We start from the raw sequence: 25,565 nt of genomic DNA on the forward strand, positions 1-25,565 counted from the left end.
TGCAGCGAAGCAAGACACCGACCCGCGATGCGGTTGCGATGCGTGACCCCTCTGTCCTCGGTACCTGAGAGATTGCGCGGATTCGCGAGCGTGTGCTGGCGGTCCATCGCGCGCCCCTTCGGTGGGCAACTGGCCTGATGCGTGCCGTTGCCGCTCTCCAGAGTGCGAGGAATGTGTCCTCGACGCGGCCGGTCCTTTTGCCTGAGAGTTTGTGGGTGTGCCCCTTCGGCGGCGCGGCTCTCGCTTCCATGAAGCGGCCACGCGCTCTCCCGACGCGTGCGGCAGAATTTACGCGAGGGGGATGGGGTTGTCAAACGGATTCGGACCGGGGCGATTGCGTCGTTTCTTACCTCGTGCCGACTCGTCCGACGCCTCTCAGTTCATGGCGGCGACGCCCCCTCACCCCCGCACGAACTCCACCCTCCGCCCTTCCCGCTCGCTCTGCATCGCCAGTTCGATGACCGTCATCACATCGACGGCATCTTGCGGCGTCACCGGGAACGGCTTGCCGTCGATCACCGAAGCCGCCAGCGCCCGATAGAACTCCACATACGCGCCATCGCGCGTCGCGAATTGATGCCGCAGATCGTGATCGCCGTCCACTTCGCGCAAGAGGCCCGGCGGATTCTTGCCGAACTCCGCATTCCCCGGCCGCATGCCGGAGCGAAGCTGGTCTTCCTGCACGTCGAGGCCGGTCTTCACATAACTGCCGCGCGTGCCATGAATTGAAAAACGCGGCGGCTCCAGCGCCGCGAGCGCGCTCGCGTGCAGCACCACCTCCTTGTCCGCGTAACCGAGCACGAGATGCACGTAGTCCGGCGCGTGCGCGTGGTCGCGATGCGCCTTCACGAACGCCGTCACCGTCTGCGGCGCGCCGAACAGCGTGAGCGCCTGATCGATCAGATGCGGCCCCAGATCGAACAGCAGACCGCCGCCGCGCGCCGCTTCTTCGCGCCAACGCTGCGGCACTTTCGGGCGAAAACGGTCGAAATGCGATTCGTAGTGCGCGATGCGCCCGAGCCGCCCGCTTTCGATCAGCGTGCGCACGGTCAGGAAATCGCCGTCCCAGCGGCGATTATGGAACGGCGCGAACAGCAGCCCGCGCTCGGCGGCGAGGTCGGCGAGCGTGCGGGCATCGCGGGCGGAGAGCGTGACCGGCTTGTCGACGACCACATGCTTGCCCGCCGACAGCGCACGGTGCGCGAGGTCGAAGTGCGTGTCGTTCGGCGTGGCGATCACGACGCACGGAACGTCGGCGAGCGCGATGAGCGCATCGAAGTCGGCGACGATGCGCGCATCCGGATAATCGGCGAGCGCGCGCTCGGCCTGACTCGTCGCGATGGCGGCGACCTTCGCGCGGCCGCAATGCTCGATGACGGGCGCGTGGAACGTCGCGCCGGCCAGGCCATAGCCCATCAGGCCGACTTTCAGTGCTGAACTCATGGAAGGCATCATCCTGTCGTGAATCGGTCGGATATTGTGGCATGAGCCTGCACCGCCCAACGCGCCAACGGCCAGCGAACGGGGGCCAAAACCCGCCGCGTTCTATCGTGTTAACATCGCGCTCTCGAATTTGCCGCGCCATCAACGGGTTGCGCGGCGGTGTTCGCAGTTCAATCGGCGGCGCGGCTTGGCTCTTGCGCCGCTCGCCTCACTCGCCAAAGTCCAGAACGATGTCCGCAGGTCTCAACGCCGCCCAAAGCGAAGCGGTGCGCTATCTCGATGGTCCCTGTCTCGTGCTCGCCGGCGCGGGCAGCGGCAAGACGCGCGTCATCACGCAGAAAATCGCGCACCTGATCGAAGGACGCGGCTTCGAGCCGAAGCACATTGCCGCGCTCACCTTCACGAACAAGGCCGCGCTCGAAATGCGCGAACGGACCGCGAAGCTGCTCGAAGGCAAGACACTGACGACGCCCGGCAAGGAAGGCCGCAAGGTGCCGGTCAATCAGTTGACCATCTGCACGTTTCACTCGCTCGGCGTGCAGATCATGCGGCAGGAGGCGGAGCACGTCGGCCTGAAGCCGCAGTTTTCCATCATGGACGCCGACGACTGCTTCGGCATGGTTCAGGAGCAACTCGGCACCACGGACAAAGGCCTGATTCGCAAGATTCAGTCGATCATCTCGCTGTGGAAAAACGCGATGGTGTCGCCCGATCAGGCCGCCGTGCTCGCGAGCAACGAGGACGAGCATCAGGCCGCGATCGTCTATCGCAGCTACGCCGCGACGCTGCACGCGTATCAGGCGCTGGATTTCGACGATCTGATCCTGCGGCCCGCGCAGCTTTTCGCGGAGAACGAGCAGGTGCGCGAAAAGTGGCAGAACCGCCTGCGGTACTTGCTGATCGACGAATATCAGGACACGAACGCCTGCCAGTACGAACTGCTGAAGCTGCTCGCTGGTCCGCGCGCCGCGTTCACGGCGGTCGGCGACGACGATCAGGCCATCTACGGCTGGCGCGGCGCGACGCTCGAAAATCTCGCGCAGTTGAGCAAGGACTTTCCGAAGCTGCATGTCGTGAAGCTGGAGCAGAACTATCGCTCGACGGTGCGCATTCTGACGGCGGCAAACAATGTGATCGCGAACAATCCGAAGCTCTTCGAGAAGAAGCTGTGGTCCGAGCACGGCATGGGCGACACCATCACCGTGACCGGCTGCAACGACGAAGAGCACGAGGCCGAATCTGTCGTGTTTCGTCTGTCGGCGCACAAGTTCGAGCGGCGCGCGGCGTTTCGCGATTACGCCATTCTGTATCGCGGCAACTTCCAGGCGCGCATTTTCGAGCAAGTGCTGCGGCGCGAGCGCATTCCGTACGTGCTGTCGGGCGGGCAGTCGTTCTTCGATCGCGCGGAGATCAAGGATCTGATCGCGTATCTGCGTCTGATTGCGAATCCCGACGACGATCCCGCGTTCATCCGCGCCATCACGACGCCCCGGCGCGGCGTCGGCAATACGACGCTGGAGGCGCTCGGCGCGTTCGCGGGCGCGGCGAAGGTGTCGCTCTTCGAAGCGGTGTTCATGGGCGGCATCGAGGCGCGGCTGTCGGCGCGGCAAGTCGAGCCGTTGCGCACGTTCTGCGAGTGGATTCGCCGCCTGTCGGACCGCGCGGGCCGCGATCCGGCGACCGAAGTGCTCGACGACATGATGGAAGCCATCCACTACGAAGCGTATCTCTACGATGCCTTCGACGAGCGGCAGGCGCAATCCAAGTGGCAGAACGTGCTGGAGTTTCTCGAATGGCTGAAGCGCAAGGGCACGAAGCCCGAGGCATCGCCTGAAGCGGAGCAGACCGGGTACGACACCGCCGACGGCCTCGCCGACGAAGGCAAGAACCTGCTCGGGCTGATTCAGACTGTCGCGCTGATGTCGATGCTAGAAGGCAAGGACGAAGACCCCGACGCGGTGCGGCTTTCGACTGTGCATGCGTCGAAGGGGCTCGAATATCCGCACGTGTTTCTGGTCGGCGTGGAGGAAGGGATCATGCCGCATCGCGGCGGGTCCGACGACGACGCGCCGATTGACGACGCGCGCATCGAGGAAGAGCGCCGGCTCATGTATGTGGCGATCACGCGGGCGCAGCGCAGCCTGCATCTGAACTGGTGCAAGAAGCGCAAGCGCGCGCGGGAGACGGTGGTGTGCGAGCCGTCGCGCTTTATCCCCGAGATGCTGCTCGACGACGCCCCGCCCCCGACGCCCGAAGAAGCGCCGCTCTCGCCGAAGGATCGCATGGCGATGTTGAAGGCGATGCTGCAGAAGAACTGACGGTTCTTCGTTCCCGCGTTACTTCGCCGCGTTCACCATGTAATCGACGGCGGCCTTCACGTCCGCATCCGACGCGTTCGATCCGCCCTTCGGCGGCATGGCGCCCTTGCCGTGCAGCGCGTAGTTGTAGACGGTCTCCATCGAGTCCTTGAGACGCGGCGCCCACGCGGCCTTGTCGCCGAACTTCGGCGCGTTGAGCACGCCCGCTGCGTGACACGCCTGACAGACCTGCTCGTAGAGCGCCTTGCCGGCCTGCGACGCATCGGCGCTTTGCGCACCCGCCGCCGGAGCCGATGCCGTCTGCGGCACGGAAGCGAGGGCCGCGACGGCGGCCGCGGCTTGGGCGTTTTCGGTCGAGCTTGCACCGGCTGCGCCGGACGCCGGCGCGGAAGCGGACGAAGGCGCCGATGCCGAAGCCGCCGCGCCCGGCGCGGGCTGCGCCGGCTCGTCGAACTTCGCGCCGCCGTTGTTCGCCATGTAGACGACGGCGCGCGCAATCTCGAAATCGCTGTAATCGTCGGGGCTGGCGCCGCCGCGCGGGGGCATCGCGCCTTTGCCGTTCAGTGCGTTGTGGACGAGCGTGTCGTAGCCCTGACCGATGCGCGGCGCCCATGCGCCGGCATCGCCGAACTTGGGCGCGCCGGCCGTGCCGGTGGCGTGACAGGTGGAGCACACGGCCTTGAAGACTTCCTCGCCGGTTTTGTAGACGCGCGGCGCGTTGGCGTCGCGGATATTCACTTGAGCGGCCGGCGCGATTCTCTGTTCGACGGAGGCGTCGAGATTGGTGCCGGCGCCGGTGCGCGTCGTATTGTCGACGTAGACGGCGAGCAGAACGATGATGGCGACGGGAATGCCGAACCCAGCGATGACCGCCGCGATGAGTTGGCCGGGTGTCTTGATCGGGGCTCCGTGGGGGGCTTCGCTCATGCTTGTCTCGTCTCCCGTTTTTTTAGGTGAGTCGGTTCAGTGACAGCGTGACAGCTACCGCGCTTGACGCCCTGCGTCGCCGAGGGCACGGTCGATTATAGACGGAACGCTTACCGGAAGGCGCAAGGCGGCGGGCGCCGTGGCGCGGGCGTTTACCCGAATCGTGTGATGCTTCGCGGGCGGCGTCGAACGCCGCGCGATGGACGGATTCGCGGAAAACAGGTATCCTCTCGGATTCGCATGGGCCTTGCAGCCGTCTTCCGGCACCCGCACGCAAGGCTTTCCGCCGAAGCGCCCGTAGCTCAATGGATAGAGTACTGCCCTCCGAAGGCAGGGGTTGCTGGTTCGATCCCAGCCGGGCGCGCCAAGAGATAGTCGGTGTTCAGTCAGTGCAGGTCCCTTCCACCGCACGCACCGCCGCCTCCCCATTTCCGCCGCTGCCCAAATCACTGTACCTCGAGCCCCACTCGTGTCGCCGGGCCGTCTTCCCGTCCACCTCCCCGTATTGACCTGATTTGGAGGGGGAATCGGCCTCTGTTGACCGAATTGGATCATCGGGTGCGTCGGTATAGTCCCTTCATCTGCCGCCACTCCCGCTCGATGACGGGCGACGTGAGCACCATTCACGTCGTTCGACCGCTCCGACAGGACTTCCGGCAGCCAGGCTTGACAGGCTGCGATAATCAAACGCTCCCGACAAACCTGGTGCATGGCTCTTCGGCATGACCGCCGCCGAGCCGCCCATTCCGAGCGAATCACCTTTCGCGCCTTTGCCGCGATTTCCAAGGAGTCATTGATGTCTTCCGTCACAACGCATATCACGATCGAACAGTTCATCGAGCAATTCCTGATTGCGGTCGATTTCCAGGAACCCGTCGAAGTCACGGCGGAAACGGAACTCCTCAGCCTGCCTGAGTGGGACTCGCTCGCGTCGCTCGGCGTCATCGTCATGTTCGACACCGACTTCGGCAAAACCATTTCCGGCGACGACATCAGAAAGTGCGTGACGCTCGCCGACCTGCACAAGCTGCTCGGATAACATACACCATGGGCCTCTCCACTCTGCACAACGTGCGCTTCGCAGGCATGGCGACCTGCGTGCCCAAGCGCGTCGTTGACAACATCGAAGACGCGCCGCCGCAGATCCGTTCGGAGCGCGAGCGGCTGGTGCGCAATATCGGCATCCGGCAACGCCGTCTGTGCCCCGAGTGGCAATGTTTCTCGGACCTCGCATTCGTCGCTGCCGAAAAGCTGCTGGCGGACCTCGAATGGTCACGCGATGAGATCGACGCACTGATCGTCGTCTCGCAGTCGCCTGACTACATCATTCCCGCCACGTCCATCATTCTGCAGGACCGTCTCGGCCTGCCGCATACGACCATCGCGTTCGATGTGAACCTGGGTTGCTCCGGCTATCCGTTCGGCATTCATCTGCTCGGCAGCATGATTGCGTCGGGTGCGATCAAGAAGGGACTGCTGCTGGTCGGCGACCGCGCCGGTTCACTCAAGGATCCCATCTTCTCCGACGCCGGCACCGCGACCGCGCTGGAGTTCGACGCCAACGCCGCGCCGATGTTCTTCAACCTGAACAGCGATGGCAGCGGACACAAGGCGATCATGCTGCCCGTCGGCGGCCATCGCGAGCCTGTTACGACGCAACACACGCTTCAGCATCGGGATGAGAACGGCTTTATGCGTTCGCCGATGGATCTGATCCTCGACGGGACGGCCGTCCTCAGCTTCTCGACGCAGCGCGTGCCGCCCGCAGTCGACACGCTGCTGGACTACGCGAAAACGGAGAAGGAGCAGATCGATTACTTCGTCTTCCACCAGGCCAACCGCATGATCAACGAGACGATCCGCAAGAAGCTTGGCCTCCCCGCGGAGAAAGTGCCGTCGACGCTGCATGACTTCGGCAACACGAGCGGCGCATCTCTGCCCGTGACCATGACCGCGCGGCTTCACACTACCCTCGACGACGCAAAGCATCGGCTGCTGCTGTGCGGATTCGGCATCGGGCTGTCATGGGGCGGCGCGATCGTCGACATCGAATCCGCCACGTTCCCGGCGCTGATAGAGGCATGACCGTGCAAGACGCATTCTCACTCGACGGCAAACGCATACTGGTGACGGGCGCTTCGTCCGGCATCGGGCGGGAGATCGCGGTGCGCTGCGCGCAGTCCGGCGCCACGGTGGTCGCGACTGGACGCGACGAGGCGCGCTTGCGTAGCCTCATCGACGAACTGGGCGGCGAAGGTCACGGCTATTTCACGTGTGACCTCAGCAACGACGATAGCATCAAACAGTTGGCGCAAGACGTCGGCAAGTTCGACGGCATCGTGCACAGCGCGGGCATCGCTGCGCTGGCGCCGTTGAGGCTTGCATCGCGCAGCCACATCGAAGACCAGTTCCGCATCAACGCGTTGGGCCCGATCTTGCTGACGCAGCAGCTTCTTGTCCGCAACGCGGTGAACCGCGGTGGCTCGATCGTGTTCATCTCATCGATTTCGGCACATATCGGCGTAGCGGGCGTCGGGGCTTATGGCGGCAGCAAGGGCGCGCTTGAAAGCATGGCGCGCGTGTTGTCGATGGAAGTTGCCAAGCGAGCGATTCGCGTCAACTGTCTCGCGCCGGGCTTGGTCGAGACGCCCATGCTGCAAGCGGCGCGACGCACCACGGACAGCATCGACGAAACGGCCGCCCGCTATCCGCTGGGGCTGGGACTGCCGGATGACGTTGCCTATGCAGCCATCTTTTTTCTTTCCAGTGCAAGCCGATGGATCACGGGCACCACGCTCGTGATGGACGGCGGGCACACGGTCGGGTGATTCAGCCATGCGTAAGAGACTACTGATTATCGGCGGCGGCGGTTTGGGCCGCATCGTACACGACGTGCTGTCGAAAGACGCCTCGCTGCACGACGAATTTGAACTGGGCGGATTCCTCGACACGCGCGCGGACGTCGCTATACCGGAAGGCCTGGATTGCGCTGTCGTCGGCAATCCACTCGACTACAAGGTTCGGGAAGGCGATGTGTTCATTCCGGCAGTCGGTGATCCCGTTTGGCGCAGGAAGCTCGTGGCGCCGTTGCAGGCGCAAGGCGCGGCGTTCTTCAGCTTCAGGAATGGCGCGTCCGTGGCAGCGCGCGTGCGGATCGGCGAAGGCACCTTCGTGACGCCAGGCGCGGTCGTTTCGACGGACTGCGCGATCGGTGCGTTCACCTATATCGACACCTACACGATCGTCGGACACGACGTCACGGTCGGCGAGCATTGCATGATCGGGGCAATGACGTTCATCGCGGGCGGCGTGAACATCGGCGATGGCGTGACCGTCAATCCGCGCTCGACGATCGCGAAGGGCGTCACCATCGGCGCTGGGGCGACGATCGGCATCGGCTCCGTCGTCGTCAAGAATGTACCCCCGGGCGTGACCGTTTTCGGCAACCCCGCACGGACGATCTGAACGTTTTCACGCCGCGGCCGATGCTCCGCGGCGGCATCGGCACGCGCGTCGCGCACGGTTTCCGCGAAAGACACGGGGCCACTCGCAAGCGCGCGTCGTTGCATCGAACTCACTCCAGTGATGAACATTCGCCATGATCGAACCTGTCCTGCCACCCGCGTGCTATACGGACCAAGCGTGGTTCGATCGTGAGCAGAAGAAAATCTTCGGCGAGCTCTGGCTGCTCGTCGGTCTCACGCAGCAACTGCAAGACGAGAACAGCTTCATCACGCGTAACCTGGGCGGCGTGCCCGTGCTCGTACAGAGGGTCGACGGGGAGCTGCGCGCATATCGCAACGCCTGCGCCCATCGCGGCATGCCCATTCAGCAGACCGACTGCGGCAAACGCAAACTGATCTGCCCGTATCACAGCTGGTCCTATAACGGCGATGGAAGCCTGCGCGGCATCCCAAACGACAAGCTCTACCAGATCTGCAGTAGTCAACGAAGCGAACGGCGTTTGCAGACGTTCGCGCTCGAGGTGGTCGGCAACTTCGTGTTCGTCAATCTGAGCGCGGAACCGATACCCATCACCGAACAATACTCGAGCGACATGCTGCGGGTGCTTCAGGGAATCTCGGCGTACTTCGCGCCCGAAGTGTCGTACACGACCTTCAACGTCGATTACAACTGGAAGCTGAACTTCGAGAACATTCTCGACTGGAATCACGTTTCGTTCGTGCATAAGGACACCTTCGCACCGCTGTTCGAGTATGCGAGCGACGGTTCGCAGCACGGCGCGTCGACGACCGCCTCTCCATTGTTCGGAGAAGGGCGTCCTTTTGCGGACGTCGAATTTCACTCAGGCGAAATACCGGCGCGTCCCGTCAAGCTCGCGGATCTTTCGCAGCTCAGGCGGTGCAGCTTGCGTTATGCGCCTCACTGGTATTCCGGGCTGTTCGAGCGGGCGGCAGATCCAGGCGCGGTGCTCCACTGCGTGCTGTTTCCGAATCTGAACTTCGGCTCCATCCACGGCGAGCACTATTACCTGCAGCAGTATGTGCCCGTCGCACCGGACAAGTTCGAGTACCACTCGTGGGTCTTCACGACACGTTTCAAGGATGGCACGCCGCCGCAGCCGCATCTGCTGTGGGGCATCCATCATGCGGAAAAACGGGTCGTCGATGAAGACGTGGTTTTACTCAACGCGCTGCAGAAGTCGCTGAAGTCCGGGTCGCCCATCAACGTGCTGGGCGATCACGAGGCGCCGCTCGCGGCGATGGGGACGTGGTACATGCAACATCTGAATGAAGAAGGCACGCCATGAAGTCTCTGCTGATCGCGAGTCCCGACGATTCTCTGCGCGACGTCCACGCGCTTGCATTGCAGGCACATCCACAACGCGATGTGGCGATGCTGCACATTCCGTCGAAGGACTACTACGTCTTCGATCTGAGCGAACTTCAACGCTTCTCGCCGGAGGAGTGGGACATCGCCATCGCTGTCAACGAGTTCTATATAAACGATGTGAGACGCGCGCTGCACGAGGCGACAGCCGCGCTCGGCTATCGCGCTGTCTCGCTTGTTTCGCCTCGTGCGCAGATAGCTTCGGACGCGGTCATTGGTGAAAACACGATCATTCACGCGGGCGCTTTCGTCGGTGCTGGCAGCAAGATCGGCCATCACTGCGTGCTGCGTCCAAACGTCGTGGTGACGGAAGAAGTCACGGTCGGCGACTATGTGACGCTGGAAGCCAATGTCTCGGTCCGTGAACGGGCGATCATAGGCGACTTCGTCACCATCTGCGCGAACAGCAGTCTTGCACGGGCGTCTGTGATCGGCGCGCATTCATACCTGAACATCCCGCGCCAGTATGCGGGCAAGATTGCGCCGAGCACCTTCATCTCGCCGCAATTCGAGAATCCAGTGCGCGTGCTGCCCAGTCATGCGTGAGGACGCAAGCTGAATCGGAAGGCGTTCGCTTTCCTAATGAAAAAAGGCACGACTTACGCAGTCGTGCCTTTTTGCTTTGTTACCGTCACCCGCGCGACGCCGGTTTGCCATTACGCCGGAGCTTGGCCCGCATACTCGAATAGCGCGACGCCCCAGGACAATCCGACTCCGAAGCCGACCGTCATTACGATATCGCCGGGCTCCAGCAATGCCATCTGTTCCGCGAGCAGAATAGGCACGGAGGCCGAGACGGTATTGCCCATATACGCGCAGTTGTTCGGAACCTGCTCGTCGCTGAGCCGGAGCTTCTTCGCCAACTGCGATGTCACGAAGTCGTTCGCCTGATGGAAAACGAACTTCCTGATCTGACCGATGCTCAACCCAGTATCGCTCAATGCCGTTTCGACCGCTTTCGGGACTTCGCGCAGCGCGAAATTGAAAATCGCCGTGCCGTCCATGTAAATGCCGGGCGCGTGCTCGCTCGGTCGAATAGCGGACCCCTGAGCGACGAACGCATCGTAGCCCGAGCCGTCTGCAAAGCTGCGGCAGTACAGGAAGCGCAATCCTTGAGGACGCGTCGAGAATTCGCACGCCGTCGCTGCATCGCCGAACAGCACGCGTGTCGTGATGTCGTCGCGTCGAAGCAGACGCGAGTAGGTATCAGCGTTGATGAGAACCGCGCTCTTCTCTGTCGGGAAGGACCGCTGCAACGCAACGACCGTCTGTGTTCCAAGCACGAAGCCGGAGCAGCCCTGGTTGATGTCCATGACGAGGCAATCGTTTGCCAGCTTTGCCCTACCGTGAATGCGCGAGGATACGCCCGGAATCAGATGATCCGGCGTTTGCGTGCAGACGATCAACGCGCTCACGCCTGTAGCGGGGCTCGCTGCGAGCAGCTGTTGCGCGGCCGCGAATGCGAGGTCGCTCGTATATTGATCGGGACCTGCGACAGGCCGGCTGTGCACGCCTGTTTTTCGCACGATGCGCTCGTAATTCGCATCGGCAATGCCCAACGTCGAAGCGTCGTTTTGCTCAATTCGCTCGCCTTGAACGACGGCGATGGAGTTCAGGTAGACGTCGGGCATGGACAGCACATTTGACATAGAAGATACCTTGATGAATGGCGCACGGACCCGGTGCAACGGCAGCGCGCTGACGCCATGGCCGCTTACGCGTCCGCCAGTTCGGTGGCGCGATCACGCGCCGTCGCTGCCGTCAGCACCAGTTCGATGATCCTGTCCTGCGTGTCGCTGTCGAGTGCCGGGAAGATGGGCAGGCACAGCACTTCGCGCGATATAGCCGTCGCCACGGGCAGATTCGCCGATCCCGCCGACGGCAGTCCACGGTAGGTAGGAAACTCGCTGATAAGGGGATAGAAATACCGCCGCGCGAGGATGTCTTCCGCACGGAGCACATCGTAAAGCGCGTCGCGCGTGATGGGGAAGTCTGCCGTCACGCGGACCGGGAAGTACGAATGGTTGCTCGTACTGTCGATGGGCGCGACAGGCAGCAGCAGTCCCTTCACACCCGAGAGCGCCGCCTCGTAGCGCGCCGCAATCCGCGCGCGCGCGACGGCGATCCTGTCCATATGCTGCAACTGCAAGAGGCCGAAGGCCGCCTGCAGTTCGTTCATTTTCGCGTTGATGCCGGGTTTCACGACGGTGACTTCATCGGCGAAACCGAAGTTCTTCAGATGGTCGATGTGGCGCTTCGTCTTGGCGTCGTGACAGATGATCGCGCCGCCTTCGAACGTGTTGAAGATCTTCGTGCCATGAAAACTGAGCATCGACATGTCGCCGAACTTCAGCACGGACTCGCCCGACTTGCGCACGCCGAACGCATGAGCTGCGTCGTACAGCACGCGCAGGCCATACGTGTCGGCGATCCGTTCGATCTCTTCGACATCGCACGGGTTGCCGTAGACGTGAACGGGCAGGATAGCCGTGGTTTGCGGCGTAATGGCCGCTTCGATCTTGCGCGGATCGAGGTTCATCGTCACGGGGTCGATGTCGGCGAAGACTGGCTTGATGCCGTTCCAGTGCAACGCGTGCGTCGTCGCGACAAAGCTGAACGGCGTCGTGATGACTTCGCCCGTCACTTTCATTGCCTGCAACGCGGTGATCAGCGCGAGGGTGCCGTTCGAGAACAGCGACAGATACTCGACACCCAGGTATTCGCAAAGCGCCGCTTCGAGCTGCGTGTGAAAGGGGCCGCCATTGGTCACCTGCTTGCTGTCCCAGATTTTCTGCAGATACGGAAGAAACTCATCGAGGGGAGGCAGATAGGGCTGGGTGACCGGAACGAGTGTTTGCATGGCAGTCGCGAGTGAGCGGAATGCGCAACGGGCGCACGTCCAATGAAAACGAGAATAGCGTCGGCCATGGCAATCCGATCGATTGATCAAGCGGGTCAAACGCTGCTATTTCGAGGCATGGTTAGCACGCGCGGGGCGCGAGGATGAGCAAGCGAAATTCAGCGCGACATCAGGCGCGACATCGGGCACGAATAAGGACGAAAACGCCTCGCTGTTCCGTGGATGGCGTCGAGCGACCGCTCGCTATTCTGTATGCAAGCCGTCGTGCCATGGATGCCCGGGCGCGGCCATGCAACTTCAGGCTGCCGATGTGCGCCCTCTTTCTCGAACAGGACCCGTTTTTCCATGACCACCGTCAGCATCCTCATTCCCGCGTTCAAGCCGGACTACCTTGCGAAGGCAATCGCGAGCGCGCAGGCACAGAGCTTCGCGGACATCGAAATCCTGGTCGGCGACGACACCGCGGACGGTCGCTTGCGCCCCATCGTCGAGAGCTTCGACGATCCGCGCATTCGCTATTTCCATCATGGCAGCGGGGACGCGCGTCGCAATTCACTGCTGCTGTTCGAACAGGCGCGCGGCGAGTACATCAAGTGGCTCTACGACGACGACCTGCTCATGCCGCGCTCCGTGGAAGCGCTGGTCGACGCGCTGCGTCAGCATCCCGGTTCGGCCGTCGCCGTTCATGAGCGCGTCCTGATCGACGCCGACGACAACGTTCTGCACACGCCGCCGGCTCTCGTTCCGGCTGGCCAGATCGCGTTGGTCGAACGTCCGGCACTGGTCGAGCACATGGTCGCGCTGGCGAACAACTTCATCGGCGAGCCTAGCAACATCATGATGGTGCGCGATGCCGTCGACATGTCGACGGTGATGTTGTACCGCGGCTGGGACATCACGTTCCTCAACGACGTCAGCATGTATCTGAACCTCGCGGAGAAGGGACCGCTCGTGCTGCTGGGCGGCTATCTGAGCTGTTTCCGCCGGCATCGCACGCAGAATTCGGGGGTCGCGAGTCCCATTCTCGTTGCGGGCTACTACGAATGGGAAGTGATGGTGCGCGGCGAGGCGGCGGCGGGTCAGATGTCCGCCGAAGCGTTGATGCGCGCGAAAGCGCAGCTGACCCGTCTTTACACGCACGGCATCGACACGCTCGGCATGGTCGAATTGCAGGCATTGCGCGACAACCTCGACGAGCTGGTCAAACAGCCGCCTGCCGGACTCTATGCGTCCCCGCGCTTTCGCGCCGACGCGGCAATGGTGAACGAAAAGATGCACGCCCGCGCGGCGGCCCGTCTGCCGACGCCGCAGGCCAGTGTGGCCGCCGCCGAGAAGCCGGCGACGACGAATCCCGCTATCGAGGCGCTGCTCGCGCGCGCCGTCGAATGTCATCAGGCCGATCGGCTCGACGAAGCCGAGACGCTGTATCGCGAGATCCTCGCGACAGATCCGAACCACCCCGAAGCGCTGCATCTGCTGGGCCTTGTCGCTCACGCCTTCGGCCAGTACGCGACAGCCTCCGAGCTGATCATGGCCGCCATCGCGGTTCGACCGGCGGCCGCGTTCTATTACAACCTCGGCAACGTCATGCAGGCGGACAACCGGCCTGCTGCTGCCGTCGAGTGCTTCCGCCAGGCGATCGCGCAGCAGCCCGACTATATCGACGCGTACTACAACCTCGGGATTGCACAGCGCGCGACGCACGACCTGAGCGGCGCTGTCGATTCGTTCGTCAAGGTCGTGTCGCTGAAGCCCGATCACGCGCAAGCCTATAACAACCTTGCCACGACGATGATGGAGCTCGACGAACTCGATGCTGCCGTCGAAGCGTACAGCACGGCCATTACGTTGCGCCCCGAGTTGCCGGCGCCGCGCAGCAACCGGTTGTTCGCGTCGAATTACTACAGCGGCGTGACGCCCGCCGCGTACCTGGAGGAAGCCAAAGGTTTCGATGAAGCCATCACGCAGGGCGTAACGCCGTACCGTGACTGGCTCGGCGAAGCGACGCCCGCGACAGGCCGAGCTTTGCGCGTCGGCATCGTGTCGGGCGATTTGAAGCAGCACCCGGTCGGTTCCTTGCTCGAAAGCGTCGTGAATCATGTCGATGCAGCGCGCGTGGAGTTGCACGCGTATGCGACGCGCGATGTCGAAGATGCGCTGACGCTGCGCATCCGTTCGCGCTTTGCGACGTGGACGAGCCTCGCGGGCATGACGGACGATGCCGCCGCCGCACGCATCCGCGACGATCGCATCGACGTGCTGATCGATGCATCGGGTCATACGCAGTTCAACCGCCTGCCTGTGTTTGCGCGCAAGCCCGCGCCCGTTCAGGTGAGCTGGCCCGGTTACTTCGCAAGCACGGGTATGCGCGCGATCGACTACATGCTCGGCGACCGTTACGTGCTGCCGGAAAGCGAGGCACACCACTTCACCGAGCGCGCGTGGCGGATGCCCGACAGCTACTTGTGCTTCACGCCGCCTGCCGAGCCGCTGGACGCGGGCAAGCTGCCGATGCTCGACAACGGACATGTGACGTTCGGCTATTTCGGCAAGCTCGCCAAGATTTCCGATCAGACGGTGGCGCTGTGGTCGCGCGTGCTGCATGCCGTCGCGCATTCGCGTCTGTTCATCAAGGCGCAGAATCTGGATCTGAATCACGCCCGCGAGTCGATCGTCGCGCGTTTCGCTGCACACGGCGTCGATGCATCGCGCCTCATCCTGGAGGACCGTTCGCCGCGTGCCGAGTATCTGGCCGCGTATCGTCGGGTGGACATCGCGTTGAGCCCGTTCTCGTATCCGGGTCGCACGACGACGGCGGAAGGCCTGTTCATGGGCGTGCCTGTCCTGTGCCTGCGCGGCGAGCGGTTTCTGTCGCACATCTGCGAAAGCATGCTGCATGCGGCCGGTTTGCCCGACTGGATCGCACAGAGCGAAGACGATTATGTCGCGAAAACCGTGCAGTTCGCCGCCGATGCGTCGCAACTGCAAGCGCTTCGCAGCGGCCTGCGTGCGCAACTCGTCGCTTCGCCGCTGTGCGACGCGCCTCGCTTCGCGAAGCATCTGGAAGACGCGTTGCATGGCATGTGGGTGGCGCACGTCGCGGCCACCGAATCTGTGGCAGGTTAGCCAGCGCGTGCCCGGCTGCCTGTCGGCCGGGCGCGAAGGCGTCGTGAATTATTCGGGATGTCCTGCACACCGCGCAGCTTCAGGTGATTGACCACGCGCGGCCAGAACTTCGCGCCTTCGGCCTGCTCGATCCAGAGCCCCGCACGTCACGCGAGCCGTCGCGGCGCAGGCCCGGCGCCATGTAGATCCCCTTGTTGGGGACCACTTCTTCGTCGCCGATCTTGGCCCGCAGCGCGTCGGGGAACACCCACTGAATATATCGGCTCGAGCGGTCGCTGTGCCCATTCGCGCACCCCGTCGATCGCCCAGCCGGCCACCGTGCTGACCAAGTCCGCAGATTGTTCGATGTCGTGCATCGTCACGAGAAAATCGCGGTTCTCCCGCGCGCTCATTGCGCGCGATGATCTTGTCGTCGAAGTCGCCAAAGCGTGGCTCGCCCTTGGCAATGAGCACCGGATGGAAGGTCCCTTCTCGGTCGCGCGGAATCTCGATGTCGAGAATGTCGTCATGAGTCGTGATGCGCTTGCGGCTGGTGCCGTTGCGGTGGTCGTGCTGCCCACCGGCTTAGTTCGCCCTTCTCGTAGCCGTGATAGTGCGTCCGCTCGCCGCCCTGCGAGCGCTCGCGGGCCGTTGCTTTTTTATCCGCTCGGTTAAGCGTTTCGTGCGCCAGTCGCTGGATCAGCTTTGAGTCGAGTCCAGTCCTTTGCCCGATTCGATCGTCGGTTCCAGTCCATGCCTCATACACGAGGATTCGGCTAGGCGTCACGGCGCAGGCTTACGCGCGGGCTCCAAGCAGCCTGGACGCGCCCGATCGCAATTGACTCACTTCAACTGGTTTGCCGAAACAGGCGCCGGCTTTACCGTCCATGCTGCGTCGCCGCTATTCGGCGTACACGAGGGCCGTGCGATGACCTGCTCGATAACCGCATACGGAAAGAGAAAGGCAAGGGGTTGCTGGTTCGATCCCAGCCGGGCGCGCCAAGTCGCACATCTGTCGCTTCGTCGTCATCTCCCACGAAGCTCAAGCCTCGCACCTGCTTTGCCGTTAACCCTACGGCCGACCGCGCCCATTCCAAGCGCGTCGAACGAACAAAAAGCAAAATCCAGGGGTTCACATGCAGCAGGCTCATCACCCGCCACGCTGGCCTCATGCCTTCGCATGGGCGGCGCTTCGGCATCCCGAACGCGAACAAGCCACGCTGCGCGTCGTGCTGGGCGCCGTGGTGCTCCTCGCCTACGCCTGTTTCGCGTGGCTCGTCCCTTCGCGCGAAGCGTCGCTGGTCGCGCAAATCGTCGGGCTCTATGTGTTCTACGGCGCAGTCACGCTGCTGATCGTCAGCCGCATGGCGTCGCCATCGAAGAAGCGGCTCGTGGTCACGACCATTGCCGATCAGGCGCTCGTCGGCGCGGCGCTCGCCGCGGGCGGCGAAATCGCGCTGCCGCTCTTGTGGGTCGTCTTCTGGTTTCTCATCGGCTCGGGCTGCCGCTACGGCAAGCGCACGCTCGCCGTCTCGTGCGCCACCGCGATGACGGTCATCGGCGCGCTCGCGCTCTGGCAGCCGTGGTGGAACGCGAACCTGTCCGCCGCGCTCGGGCTCGCTTTGAGCGTGCTGGCGGCATCGGTGTACCTGACGGTGCTCGTCGATCGCCTCGGCAACGCCAATCGCGATCTCGCGCGTCAGGCATCGACCGATCCGCTCACGGGTCTCGCCAACCGCTACGCGCTGGAACATATCGTCAATCGCACGATGTCCGACGCAACGCAGGACACCGTGCTGCTTCTGATCGACCTCGACGGCTTCAAGGAAGTCAACGATACCTACGGCCACGCGGTCGGCGACCTGCTATTGCAGCAGTTCGCCAACGTGCTCGCCCGCCGCATGTCCAATAGCGACACCGTGGCGCGCCTGGGCGGCGACGAGTTCGTGGTGCTCGCGCATCAGGCGCAGAGCCGCACGGCCGTCCTCGCAATCACCGAAGGCATTCACGCGGCGCTCGCCTCGATCGCGTCGGTGGACGGGCGGCCGGTTTCGGTCTCGGCAAGCATCGGCGCGTGCATGCTGGCCAGCGCGGCCGACGCGCGCTACGCCGACATCCACGCCGTGCTGCGCGCCGCCGACCGCGCGATGTATCGCGCGAAAAGTCTCGGCATCGGCAAAACGGTGTTTGCCGAAGCGCGAGACTTCGAAGCCGGCTAGCGCATTACGCCTCGACGCTCGTCCACGACTGCTCGCGCAGCTTGGCGCGCAAACGGGCGACCGCCTGGCTGTGCAGCTGACACACGCGCGATTCGCTCACTTCCATCACCGCGCCGATTTCGCGCAAGTTCAGGCCGCGTTCGTAGTAGAGGCTCATCAACAGCTTTTCGCGTTCCGGCAGCTTGTCGATGGCTTCGATCAGCGCACCGCGCAGGCTGTCGTCGAGCAGCGCGGACAGCGGGTCCGAACGGTCGACGCAATAGCGGTCGAGGAACGGCTCGTCGTCGGCGGAGCGGTCGAAGTCTTCGTAGTAGATCAGCTGGCTGCCGTGCAGATCCTGCAGCATCGACTGATATTCGTCGAGCGGCATCTTCATGTGCTCGGCAATTTCCACTTCGCTCGCGGCGCGGCCGAGGTTCTGCTCGACCTTGTGCACCGCCGATTCCACTTCGCGCGACGTCTTGCGCATGCTGCGCGGCAGCCAGTCGTTCGCACGCAGCTCGTCGAGCATGGCGCCGCGAATGCGCTGGCTCGCGTAGGTTTCGAACTGCGCGCCCTGATCTTCCTTGTAGCGGCTCGCCGCATCCAGAAGACCGATCATGCCGGCCTGAATCAGGTCGTCGAGATCGACGCTCGCCGGCATCTTGGCGACGAGTTGCAGTCCGAGCCGACGAACGAGCGGCGCATATTTAGTCAGGACGTCCGACTGAGAGAGTTTGCCTTGGGCGTTGTACATCTGAGTCACCTTAATCTTGATCACATCGACGCCGTACTGGTCAATGCATGACTGGAAAACATCGACGCCATGCGCCCCGTCTCCCGTCCGCCCTTGTCAGCCTCGCCAACCGAAAACCGCGCGTCATTCCGGACCTGCGTCTCGCTCCCGGTCGGGGCGGGACGCATCGGCCAATGCAGAAGCTCCGCCGCGATCTGCCGGTAGTCGCGCGCCGCGGCTGTCGCCGGGAACGCTTCCACCACGCAGCGCGAGAGCTCCTTCGCCCGAGTGACGCGCGCATCCTCGGACACATACCCTGCCTGCACGAGCGACACGGCCAGATACCGGCTCCCGACGCCCGACAGATTGTCGAACGCGACCGCCGCGTCGGCCGGGTTCTGCACGTGATTGACGAGCACGCGGAACTGGCCGATCGCATGGGCGTAGTGCAGACGCTTGATGCACGCGTACGCCTCGGTGATCGCGGACGCGGCCACCCGCGTCACGATGAGAAAGTCATGCGCCTGCGCCGCGAGCGACGAGAGCGCGCCGTATCGATCGAGTTGCGCGTCGATCAGCACGATGTCCGCCTGACCTTCGAGCAGCGCGCGGCACTGCGCGGCGTCGTGGCTGATGCGTTCGTCGCGTGGCGCGGCGAGCAGCGAGAAGCCGAACGGCGTGCGCGTCACCGCGTCCTGAAGCGCCTCGCGGCCCGACATCACCGCGGCGAGCGCCCCGGCGCCGGACGTGCCGGCGAGGCGCGCAGCGGATGCCGCGTTCGCCCGCTCGTCGATCACGAGCACGTCCTTGCCATGCACGGACAGCGCCGCGCCCAGATTCACGACCGCCGACGTGCAGCCGATGCCCGCCGGCCCGCCCGCCACCGCCACCACGCGCGAACCGCCTCGCGTGAGCAGCCTTCTCAGACCTTCAGCCTGATCGAGCACGAACTTATCCAAAGCGGACCTCATGCAGTTCGGTGGTGGCGCGCGCGGACAATGCGGAGAGCAGTGCCGGCACCTCGTCGTCCTGCGGCACGAAGGGCGAACCCTCGCGCGGAATGCAGAACGCGCTCTTGATCAGAAACCGCTTGGTCGCGACGTACAGGTTCTCCGGCACCTTCTGGCCGGTCGAGACGTAATGCACCGGCAGCTTGTAGCGGATGACGGTATCGAGCACGCCGCCGAGATTCGTCGCTTCGTCGAGCTTGGTCAGGATGCAGCCCGCGAGCGGCGGCTGATCGGCCGCGCTCTTGTAGGCCTGCACCACTTCGTTGAGCGTGTCGCCGTGGCTTGTCGCATTGAGCAGCAACAGGCGCTGCACCGGATGACCCGCGCCGCAGAGCATCGAAATCTGGTCGGACACCATGCGATCGCGCTGGCTCATGCCGATGGTGTCGATCAGCACGATGTGCTTGTTGCGCAGCTCCGACAGCGCGAGTTGCAGGTCGGCGGCGTCTTTCACCGCGTGGACCGAGACGCCGAGAATCTTGCCGAAGATGCGCAGTTGCTCGTGCGCGCCGATCCGGTAGCTGTCGGTCGTGAGCAGCGCGACCTTGCTTGCGCCGAAGCGCATCACGCAGCGCGCGGCGAGCTTGGCCGTGGTCGTGGTCTTGCCGACGCCCGTCGGGCCCATCAGCGCGAACACGCCGCCGCGTTCCATCAGCGCGTCTTCGCTCGCCATGACCGGCAGGTTCGATTCGAGCACCTGCTGCACCCATTCCATCGCGTGCTCGGCGCTTTCCATCTCGGGCATGTTGTCCACGACCATGCGCACGAGTTGCGCGGAGAAACCGGCCGCGAACAGGCGCTTGGTGAGGCCGGCGTTGCCCGGGCTGCGGCGCTGGCGCTCGCCCCACAGGAGACCGGAGAAGTGCTCTTCCATCATCTCGCGCATCGACGAGAGTTCGTGCATCACCGTTTCGTTGACGACTTGCTCCATGCGTGCGCGGATCGCATCGGTCACGACAGCGGCTGCGTTCGCGGGCAGGCCTTCGAGCGCATTGTCGGGCGAGGCTTCCGCTTGCGGCGCGCCCGCGTTGATCTTGTGGGCGGCGCGGCGCGCGGCGACTTGCGCGGCTTCGCGAGCCCAGTCCGGCGTGTCGATCTTCGGCTGCGCGGACTCGCGCATCGCGTAGTTGCTCGGCTGGGGCTTGTCGGCGCGCTTCTCGGCACGCTGGTCGGCGCGCTGGTCGGCGAGCTTGTCGGCGGCTTTCGCTGCGGATGCCTTCGGCGGCACCGGCACGCCGAGACCTCGCGCAATGGCAGCGGATGCCGACAGCGGACGATTCGACGGCATAGCGGCCTGCTCGGCGATGCGTCGCGCGTGCTCGATCAGCCACGGATTCGATTCGGCCATCGTGCGCGGTGCGTCGTCGGCTTGGGCGTCGCGCGGGGCGTCGCGGTGGTCGAGGTCATCCGTATGGGCTTCAGGATTCGCGCCGAAGACCGACGAGAACACGTCGCCGCTCGCGTAAGGATTCGCGGCTGCGGGCTGCTTCGCGGCCACGGCGGCTGCGGCTTGCGCGAGCGCGGAGCGCGGCGTGGCGCTCGGGAATGCGGCCGGCGCCTGTTCGTGCGCGGCCGGCGAAATGGATGCGATGTCGCGATCCGCCACGCCCACGATCTCGACGGAACCGTCGTCGAGCGTGCGGTTCGACAACACGACGGCATCGGGGCCGAGCGCTTCACGAACCTGGCGCAGAGCGTCGCGGCTGTTGGCGCCAATGAATTTACGAATGTTCAAACTTGCCCCCGATGAGGTATGAGACTGCGATCTTTGCGAGGCGGGCGCTGCCGGATGGTTCGGGGCGTCCGCTTTTCAGTGAAGCCATTATTGCGAAGATGCCCTTCGGCCTATCGCGGGATAAAGGGTGGGAAACAGGGGTATTTCGACTGATGGACGACGCCCGGACGTTCCGGCGCCAGCCGACCGGGAAAAGATTCCGCTCGCCAGCGGACAACGGGCCTCGCGGCGGCGTAAGCTTTAGGGCTCAATGCGCAACAACGGCTTCGGCCGCAATACAACAGGAGACTTGACCGCATGACCTCCGACGCTTCCCCCGCTCTTTCCCGTCAGACCACCGGCGCGCGCCTCGTCGTGGATGCGCTCGTGCATCACGGCGTCGAGCGCGTCTTTTGCGTGCCGGGCGAGAGCTTTCTCGCCGTCCTCGATTCACTGCATGACGAGACCGCGCAGATCCAGACCATCGTGTGCCGCCACGAGGCGGGCGCGGCGAACATGGCCGAAGCCGTCGGCAAGCTGACCGGACGGCCGGGCGTCGCCATCGTGACGCGCGGGCCGGGCGCGACGCACGCGTCCATCGGCGTGCACACCGCGTATCAGGACTCGACGCCGATGATCCTGCTCATCGGCCAATGCGCGCGCGACCATATGGATCGCGAGGCGTTTCAGGAGATCGACTACCGCCGCATGTTCGGGCAGATGGCGAAGTGGGTCGCGCAGATCGACGATCCGCGCCGCGTGCCGGAATATATGAGTCACGCGTTTCATGTGGCGACGGCGGGCCGGCCCGGGCCGGTCGTGCTCGCGCTGCCCGAGGACATGCTGACCGAAGCGTGCGAAGCCGTGCCGCCCGCGCCGCATTACCAGCGCGTCGCGGCGTCGCCCGCGCCCGCGCAGATGGAGCGGCTGCGCGATCTGCTGGCGAATGCGAAGAAGCCGTTCGTGATCGCGGGCGGCAGCGGCTGGACCGAAGCGGCGACGCAGGATTTCGCCCGCTTCATCGAGCGATGGCAACTGCCGGCGGGCTGCGCGTTCCGCTTCCAGGACACGCTGAACAACGAGCACCCGAACTATGCGGGCGATGTGGGCCTCGGCATCAATCCGGCGCTGGCTGCCCGCGTGCGCGATGCCGACGTGCTCTTCGTGCTCGGCCCGCGCATGGGCGAATCGACGACGGGCGGCTACACGCTGCTCGACATCCCGAAGACGAAGCAGACGCTGATCCACGTTCATCAGGGCGCGGAGGAACTGGGGCGCGTGTATAGCGCGGATCTGCCGATCGTTTCGGGGATGCCGGAGATCGCGTCGCTCCTGGCTTCATTGGAACCGCCTGCCGAGGTTCCGTGGGCCGGAAGCGCCGAAGCCGCGCACGCCGCGTATCTCGACTGGCGCAAGCCTCGCCCGATGCTTGGCGACGTCCAGCTTGGCGAGATCATGCGCACGCTCTCGGAGCGCCTGCCCGCCGACGCGATTCTCACGAACGGCGCGGGCAATTACGCGACGTGGCTGCATCGGCACTACGCGTACCGGCACTTCCGCTCGCAGGTCGCTCCGACGAGCGGGGCGATGGGCTACGGCGTGCCGGCCGCGATCGCGGCGAAGTCGCTTTACCCGGAGCGCACGGTGATCGCCTTTGCGGGCGACGGCTGCTTCATGATGGCGAGCCATGAGATCGCGACGGCCATGCAATATGGACTGGCGGTGATTTTCGTGGTGGTGAACAACGCGCAGTACGGCACGATCCGCATGCATCAGGAGCGGCACTATCCGCATCGCGTGCATGGCACTGGGCTCACGAACCCGGATTTCGTCGCGTATGCGCGGGCGTTTGGGGCGCACGGCGAGCGTGTCGAGGCGACGGATCAGTTCATGCCGGCATTCGAGCGCGCGGTGGGTTCCGGGCTGCCTGCGGTCATCGAGATTCGTATTCCGCAGGATCAGAGCACGCCCGGGGCGACGTTGGAGCAGGTGCGGGAGCAGGGGAGGCGGTAACGAGGCAAAAGCCGGCATGGAGCTTTTCGGGCGCTGCGCGTTCAACCGTGGATCGCGCCGCGCGCCCGAAAAGCCATGTGGCATGCCCGAATCGGTCCAATGCCCGTTCAAGAGCACTGCTTTCGGGCAACCTTAATTCAGCATTTTGCACTGTCGGAGTGATCTGCCCGCTTCGGATAATCGCGCTCGCACTCTCATACAGAGAGTCGATTCCAAATCGACAAGAGGAGCGATTGCACGATGTCACATGCAGCCAGGCAATTGACCAAGATCGGCGTCTTCTACGACGGGAATTACTTCGATCGCGTCAGCAAGTACTATCGCCATCACCACGAGAAGCGCGCCTGGATCTCGATGCCGGGACTTCATGACTATATCCGTTATCGCGTCGCGGTCGGCGAGAACGTCGATATGCGCCATTGCCAGGTGATCGACGCGCATTACTTCCGGGGCCGCTTTTCCGCGCAGAAGACAAAGGAAAAGGGCGACAGCGCGTTCTTCTACGACCGCGCGATCGACGACATACTGATGCGCGAAAACGTCATGGCGCACTATCTGCCCATGAACTTCGTCGGAAAGGAAAAGGGCATCGACGTCTGGCTGGCCCTCGAAGCCTTCGAGTTGACCATCTACAAGAAATTCGATGTCGTCGTCCTGATTGCGAGCGACAGCGACTATATCCCGCTCGTTCGCAAACTGAAGACACTCGGAACGCGGGTCATGGCGCTTAACTGGTTCATCTCATATGAAGGCGAGGACGGCTATTCGAGAGAGACGCGGCCCAGTCAGATGCTGCTCAAGGAGGTGAATTACCAGCTCATCATGTCCGAGGTCATTGATGAAATGGACGAGGCGGAGGATGAAGAACGCAAACACCTAAGCGGACTTTTCCAACGGCGACGGGACCAGTCGCCACGCGCAGGCGCCGCAGAATCTGCCTGGAAGATCGGCTTCATCGAAAGCCTATACGCACACTACGGATTCATCCGGCCGGAAGGGTTGGGCAAGAACGTCTACTTCCGCTACGTGACGTTGGATGACGCCTCGCCCGATGAACTCGAGAAGGGCATGGAAGTGAGCTTTCTCGAAGGCCCCGAAACGCAGAAAGGTCCGAGTGCCGCGAAAGTCAGAATGACTTCTGCGTCCTGAACGTGAAACGGCCCGGTCGTCGATACAGACCGGGCCGTCTCCTCGAACGCTGCGACTAAGCCTTACTTCCCGCCCACGCTCTGCAACGTCGTCCACTTCCCACCGACGACCTTATACAGCGTAATCCCGCCGTTCTTCAGATCGCCCTTCGCGTCGTACGCGAGGTGGTTCGTCGTCACGCCTTGCATGTCGGTCTTCGCGAGCACCGGCAGATATTTCGCCGGGTCCGTGGAGTTGGCCGCCTTCATCGCGGTGAACATGGCCATCGCGCCGTCGTAGGCGTACGGCGAGTACGTCTGCACGTCTTCGTTGAAGCGCTTCTTGTACTTCGCTTCGTACGCCGCGCCGCCCGGCATTTCGTTCATCGGCAGGCCCGCGAGCGATGCCACCGTGCCTTCCGCCGACTCGCCCGCGATCTTGATGAACGTGTCGGTCTTCACCATTTCGCCCGCCATCAGCGGCGCGCGGAAGCCGAGCGTCTTCATCTGCTTGACCATCGGCGCGGCCTGCGAATCGGCGCCGCCGTAGTACACGAGGTCTGGATTCATCGACTTGATCTTGGTCAGAATCGCCTTGAAGTCGACAGCCTTGTCGTTCGTGAATTCCCGATCGACGATCGTGCCGCCCGCCGCCTTCGCCGCCTTCTCGAACTGATCGGCGAGACCCTGGCCGTACGCCGTGCGGTCGTCGACGATAGCGATCTTCTTGACCTTCAGGTTCTTCACCGCGAACTCACCCGCGACCGAGCCTTGCTGCGTGTCCGAGGTCATCATGCGGAACGCGGTCTTGAAACCCTGCGTCGTGTATTCCGGCGCCGTAGCCATCGCGATTTCGGGGATGCCGGCGTTCGCGTAAATGCGCGATGCCGGAATGGTCGTGCCCGAGTTGAAGTGGCCGAGCATGCCCTTAATGCCGTCGTCCACGAGCTTCTGCGCGACGGTCGTGCCCGTGCGCGGGTCGGCCTGGTCGTCCGCCGAATCCAGCACGATGCGAACCGGCTTGCCGCCGATCACCGGCTTCGTCGCGTTGAAGTCTTCGACCGCAAGCGTGATGCCGTTCTGGAAGTCCTTGCCGTAGTGGGCTTGCGCGCCGGTCATCGGGCCCGCGAAGCCGACCTTCACCTCGTCTGCCTGCTGTGCGAATGCGGTCCCCGCGAACGACAGGCCGGCGAGCGTCATGGCGGCTGCCAGCTTGGTCATCGTGTGCTTCATAGCTTCTCCTAATACCAGTGTGGATGGCAG

Annotated in this window: 19 protein-coding genes, 1 tRNA gene, 2 pseudogenes and 2 riboswitches; of the genes and pseudogenes, 13 read left to right on the forward strand and 9 right to left on the reverse strand. The window is 63.8% G+C overall.

The window, feature by feature from the left end:
• Window positions 1-41: 41 nt before the first annotated feature.
• Window positions 42-171, reverse strand: a riboswitch (glycine riboswitch).
• A gap of 7 nt (window positions 172-178) precedes the next feature.
• A riboswitch (glycine riboswitch) is annotated at window positions 179-282 on the reverse strand.
• A 117-nt stretch (window positions 283-399) separates the two neighbouring features.
• Complete coding sequence (locus tag LDZ26_RS12730) at window positions 400-1,443, reverse strand: oxidoreductase (protein WP_244847505.1); 1,044 nt, start codon at window positions 1,441-1,443, stop codon at window positions 400-402.
• A 230-nt stretch (window positions 1,444-1,673) separates the two neighbouring features.
• On the opposite strand from LDZ26_RS12730, the gene LDZ26_RS12735 reads away from it, so the two are divergent.
• A complete protein-coding gene (locus LDZ26_RS12735; protein WP_206467235.1) occupies window positions 1,674-3,761 on the forward strand; it encodes a UvrD-helicase domain-containing protein in 2,088 nt (695 codons plus the stop codon).
• Between the two features lie 18 nt (window positions 3,762-3,779).
• On the opposite strand, the gene LDZ26_RS12740 is transcribed toward LDZ26_RS12735, so the two are convergent.
• On the reverse strand, window positions 3,780-4,688 hold the full coding sequence (locus LDZ26_RS12740; protein WP_244847506.1) for a cytochrome c5 family protein: 909 nt from the start codon (window positions 4,686-4,688) through the stop codon (window positions 3,780-3,782).
• Between the two features lie 291 nt (window positions 4,689-4,979).
• Between LDZ26_RS12740 and LDZ26_RS12745 the strand changes: the two genes are divergently transcribed.
• The 7 genes from LDZ26_RS12745 to LDZ26_RS12775 all read left to right on the forward strand — a co-directional run bounded on the left by LDZ26_RS12745 (window position 4,980) and on the right by LDZ26_RS12775 (window position 10,085).
• Window positions 4,980-5,055, forward strand: a tRNA-Arg gene (locus LDZ26_RS12745).
• A 429-nt stretch (window positions 5,056-5,484) separates the two neighbouring features.
• On the forward strand, window positions 5,485-5,727 hold the full coding sequence (locus tag LDZ26_RS12750; protein WP_244847507.1) for an acyl carrier protein: 243 nt from the start codon (window positions 5,485-5,487) through the stop codon (window positions 5,725-5,727).
• An 8-nt stretch (window positions 5,728-5,735) separates the two neighbouring features.
• A complete protein-coding gene (locus LDZ26_RS12755) occupies window positions 5,736-6,773 on the forward strand; it encodes a ketoacyl-ACP synthase III (RefSeq protein ID WP_244847508.1) in 1,038 nt (345 codons plus the stop codon).
• Window positions 6,770-7,516, forward strand: a complete 747-nt coding sequence (locus LDZ26_RS12760) for an SDR family NAD(P)-dependent oxidoreductase (protein WP_244847509.1) — start codon at window positions 6,770-6,772, stop codon at window positions 7,514-7,516. The genes LDZ26_RS12755 and LDZ26_RS12760 overlap by 4 nt, the downstream gene beginning before the upstream one ends.
• Window positions 7,517-7,523: 7 nt before the next feature.
• Window positions 7,524-8,153, forward strand: a complete 630-nt coding sequence (locus LDZ26_RS12765) for an acetyltransferase (RefSeq protein WP_244847510.1) — start codon at window positions 7,524-7,526, stop codon at window positions 8,151-8,153.
• A 133-nt stretch (window positions 8,154-8,286) separates the two neighbouring features.
• On the forward strand, window positions 8,287-9,459 hold the full coding sequence (locus LDZ26_RS12770) for a Rieske 2Fe-2S domain-containing protein (RefSeq protein ID WP_244847511.1): 1,173 nt from the start codon (window positions 8,287-8,289) through the stop codon (window positions 9,457-9,459).
• Window positions 9,456-10,085: a hypothetical protein gene (locus LDZ26_RS12775; protein WP_244847512.1), complete on the forward strand. Its 630-nt coding sequence runs from the start codon at window positions 9,456-9,458 to the stop codon at window positions 10,083-10,085. The genes LDZ26_RS12770 and LDZ26_RS12775 overlap by 4 nt, the downstream gene beginning before the upstream one ends.
• 110 nt (window positions 10,086-10,195) lie before the next feature.
• Here the strand turns inward: LDZ26_RS12775 and LDZ26_RS12780 are convergent, their stop codons facing one another.
• Window positions 10,196-11,188, reverse strand: a complete 993-nt coding sequence (locus LDZ26_RS12780; protein WP_244847513.1) for a 3-oxoacyl-ACP synthase III family protein — start codon at window positions 11,186-11,188, stop codon at window positions 10,196-10,198.
• Window positions 11,189-11,253: 65 nt separating this feature from the next.
• Window positions 11,254-12,399, reverse strand: a complete 1,146-nt coding sequence (locus LDZ26_RS12785) for a DegT/DnrJ/EryC1/StrS aminotransferase family protein (protein ID WP_244847514.1) — start codon at window positions 12,397-12,399, stop codon at window positions 11,254-11,256.
• 345 nt (window positions 12,400-12,744) lie between these two features.
• Here LDZ26_RS12785 and LDZ26_RS12790 point away from each other — a divergent pair.
• Both LDZ26_RS12790 and LDZ26_RS12795 read left to right on the forward strand, forming a co-directional pair.
• Window positions 12,745-13,128, forward strand: a pseudogene (locus LDZ26_RS12790) (glycosyltransferase family 2 protein); the annotation flags it as partial.
• Between the two features lie 543 nt (window positions 13,129-13,671).
• The gene (locus LDZ26_RS12795; protein ID WP_370650678.1) at window positions 13,672-15,525 is read left to right on the forward strand and encodes a tetratricopeptide repeat protein; all 1,854 of its coding nucleotides are present in this window, start codon (window positions 13,672-13,674) and stop codon (window positions 15,523-15,525) included.
• A 56-nt stretch (window positions 15,526-15,581) separates the two neighbouring features.
• On the opposite strand, the pseudogene LDZ26_RS12800 reads toward LDZ26_RS12795, so the two are convergent.
• Window positions 15,582-16,266 (reverse strand): annotated as a pseudogene (locus LDZ26_RS12800) (transposase); the annotation flags it as partial.
• A gap of 374 nt (window positions 16,267-16,640) precedes the next feature.
• Between LDZ26_RS12800 and LDZ26_RS12805 the strand changes: the two are divergent.
• A complete protein-coding gene (locus LDZ26_RS12805; protein WP_244847515.1) occupies window positions 16,641-17,723 on the forward strand; it encodes a diguanylate cyclase in 1,083 nt (360 codons plus the stop codon).
• Window positions 17,724-17,727: 4 nt separating this feature from the next.
• Here the strand turns inward: LDZ26_RS12805 and LDZ26_RS12810 are convergent, their stop codons facing one another.
• The 3 genes from LDZ26_RS12810 to flhF are packed head-to-tail and all read right to left on the reverse strand — an operon-like array spanning window position 17,728 to window position 21,183.
• Window positions 17,728-18,459, reverse strand: a complete 732-nt coding sequence (locus tag LDZ26_RS12810) for an RNA polymerase sigma factor FliA (protein ID WP_175938629.1) — start codon at window positions 18,457-18,459, stop codon at window positions 17,728-17,730.
• Between the two features lie 20 nt (window positions 18,460-18,479).
• Complete coding sequence (locus tag LDZ26_RS12815; protein ID WP_244849173.1) at window positions 18,480-19,397, reverse strand: MinD/ParA family protein; 918 nt, start codon at window positions 19,395-19,397, stop codon at window positions 18,480-18,482.
• Window positions 19,390-21,183, reverse strand: a complete 1,794-nt coding sequence (gene flhF, locus LDZ26_RS12820) for a flagellar biosynthesis protein FlhF (protein WP_244847516.1) — start codon at window positions 21,181-21,183, stop codon at window positions 19,390-19,392. The genes LDZ26_RS12815 and flhF overlap by 8 nt, the downstream gene beginning before the upstream one ends.
• Window positions 21,184-21,480: 297 nt before the next feature.
• On the opposite strand from flhF, the gene LDZ26_RS12825 reads away from it, so the two are divergent.
• Both LDZ26_RS12825 and LDZ26_RS12830 read left to right on the forward strand, forming a co-directional pair.
• Entirely contained in the window at window positions 21,481-23,175 is a 1,695-nt protein-coding gene (locus tag LDZ26_RS12825; protein ID WP_244847517.1) for a thiamine pyrophosphate-binding protein, read from the forward strand.
• Window positions 23,176-23,436: 261 nt separating this feature from the next.
• Window positions 23,437-24,324, forward strand: coding sequence for an NYN domain-containing protein (locus LDZ26_RS12830; RefSeq protein ID WP_244847518.1), 888 nt, complete (start codon window positions 23,437-23,439; stop codon window positions 24,322-24,324).
• A gap of 62 nt (window positions 24,325-24,386) precedes the next feature.
• Here LDZ26_RS12830 and LDZ26_RS12835 read toward each other — a convergent pair whose 3' ends face one another.
• Window positions 24,387-25,535, reverse strand: coding sequence for a branched-chain amino acid ABC transporter substrate-binding protein (locus tag LDZ26_RS12835; protein WP_244847519.1), 1,149 nt, complete (start codon window positions 25,533-25,535; stop codon window positions 24,387-24,389).
• Window positions 25,536-25,565 lie beyond the last annotated feature (30 nt).

It is taken from the genome of Caballeronia sp. SL2Y3 (genome assembly GCF_022879575.1).
In the GTDB taxonomy this organism is placed as follows: Bacteria; Pseudomonadota; Gammaproteobacteria; order Burkholderiales; family Burkholderiaceae; genus Caballeronia.

What these genes read in the sequence shown, in the direction of transcription:
- LDZ26_RS12730 (WP_244847505.1), bottom strand. Translation starts at nt 1,443, where the DNA reads ATGAGTTCAGCACTGAAAGTCGGCCTGATGGGCTATGGCCTGGCCGGC.
- LDZ26_RS12735 (WP_206467235.1), top strand. Translation starts at nt 1,674, where the DNA reads ATGTCCGCAGGTCTCAACGCCGCCCAAAGCGAAGCGGTGCGCTATCTC.
- LDZ26_RS12740 (WP_244847506.1), bottom strand. Translation starts at nt 4,688, where the DNA reads ATGAGCGAAGCCCCCCACGGAGCCCCGATCAAGACACCCGGCCAACTC.
- LDZ26_RS12750 (WP_244847507.1), top strand. Translation starts at nt 5,485, where the DNA reads ATGTCTTCCGTCACAACGCATATCACGATCGAACAGTTCATCGAGCAA.
- LDZ26_RS12755 (WP_244847508.1), top strand. Translation starts at nt 5,736, where the DNA reads ATGGGCCTCTCCACTCTGCACAACGTGCGCTTCGCAGGCATGGCGACC.
- LDZ26_RS12760 (WP_244847509.1), top strand. Translation starts at nt 6,770, where the DNA reads ATGACCGTGCAAGACGCATTCTCACTCGACGGCAAACGCATACTGGTG.
- LDZ26_RS12765 (WP_244847510.1), top strand. Translation starts at nt 7,524, where the DNA reads ATGCGTAAGAGACTACTGATTATCGGCGGCGGCGGTTTGGGCCGCATC.
- LDZ26_RS12770 (WP_244847511.1), top strand. Translation starts at nt 8,287, where the DNA reads ATGATCGAACCTGTCCTGCCACCCGCGTGCTATACGGACCAAGCGTGG.
- LDZ26_RS12775 (WP_244847512.1), top strand. Translation starts at nt 9,456, where the DNA reads ATGAAGTCTCTGCTGATCGCGAGTCCCGACGATTCTCTGCGCGACGTC.
- LDZ26_RS12780 (WP_244847513.1), bottom strand. Translation starts at nt 11,188, where the DNA reads ATGTCAAATGTGCTGTCCATGCCCGACGTCTACCTGAACTCCATCGCC.
- LDZ26_RS12785 (WP_244847514.1), bottom strand. Translation starts at nt 12,399, where the DNA reads ATGCAAACACTCGTTCCGGTCACCCAGCCCTATCTGCCTCCCCTCGAT.
- LDZ26_RS12795 (WP_370650678.1), top strand. Translation starts at nt 13,672, where the DNA reads ATGCACGCCCGCGCGGCGGCCCGTCTGCCGACGCCGCAGGCCAGTGTG.
- LDZ26_RS12805 (WP_244847515.1), top strand. Translation starts at nt 16,641, where the DNA reads ATGCAGCAGGCTCATCACCCGCCACGCTGGCCTCATGCCTTCGCATGG.
- LDZ26_RS12810 (WP_175938629.1), bottom strand. Translation starts at nt 18,459, where the DNA reads ATGTACAACGCCCAAGGCAAACTCTCTCAGTCGGACGTCCTGACTAAA.
- LDZ26_RS12825 (WP_244847517.1), top strand. Translation starts at nt 21,481, where the DNA reads ATGACCTCCGACGCTTCCCCCGCTCTTTCCCGTCAGACCACCGGCGCG.
- LDZ26_RS12835 (WP_244847519.1), bottom strand. Translation starts at nt 25,535, where the DNA reads ATGAAGCACACGATGACCAAGCTGGCAGCCGCCATGACGCTCGCCGGC.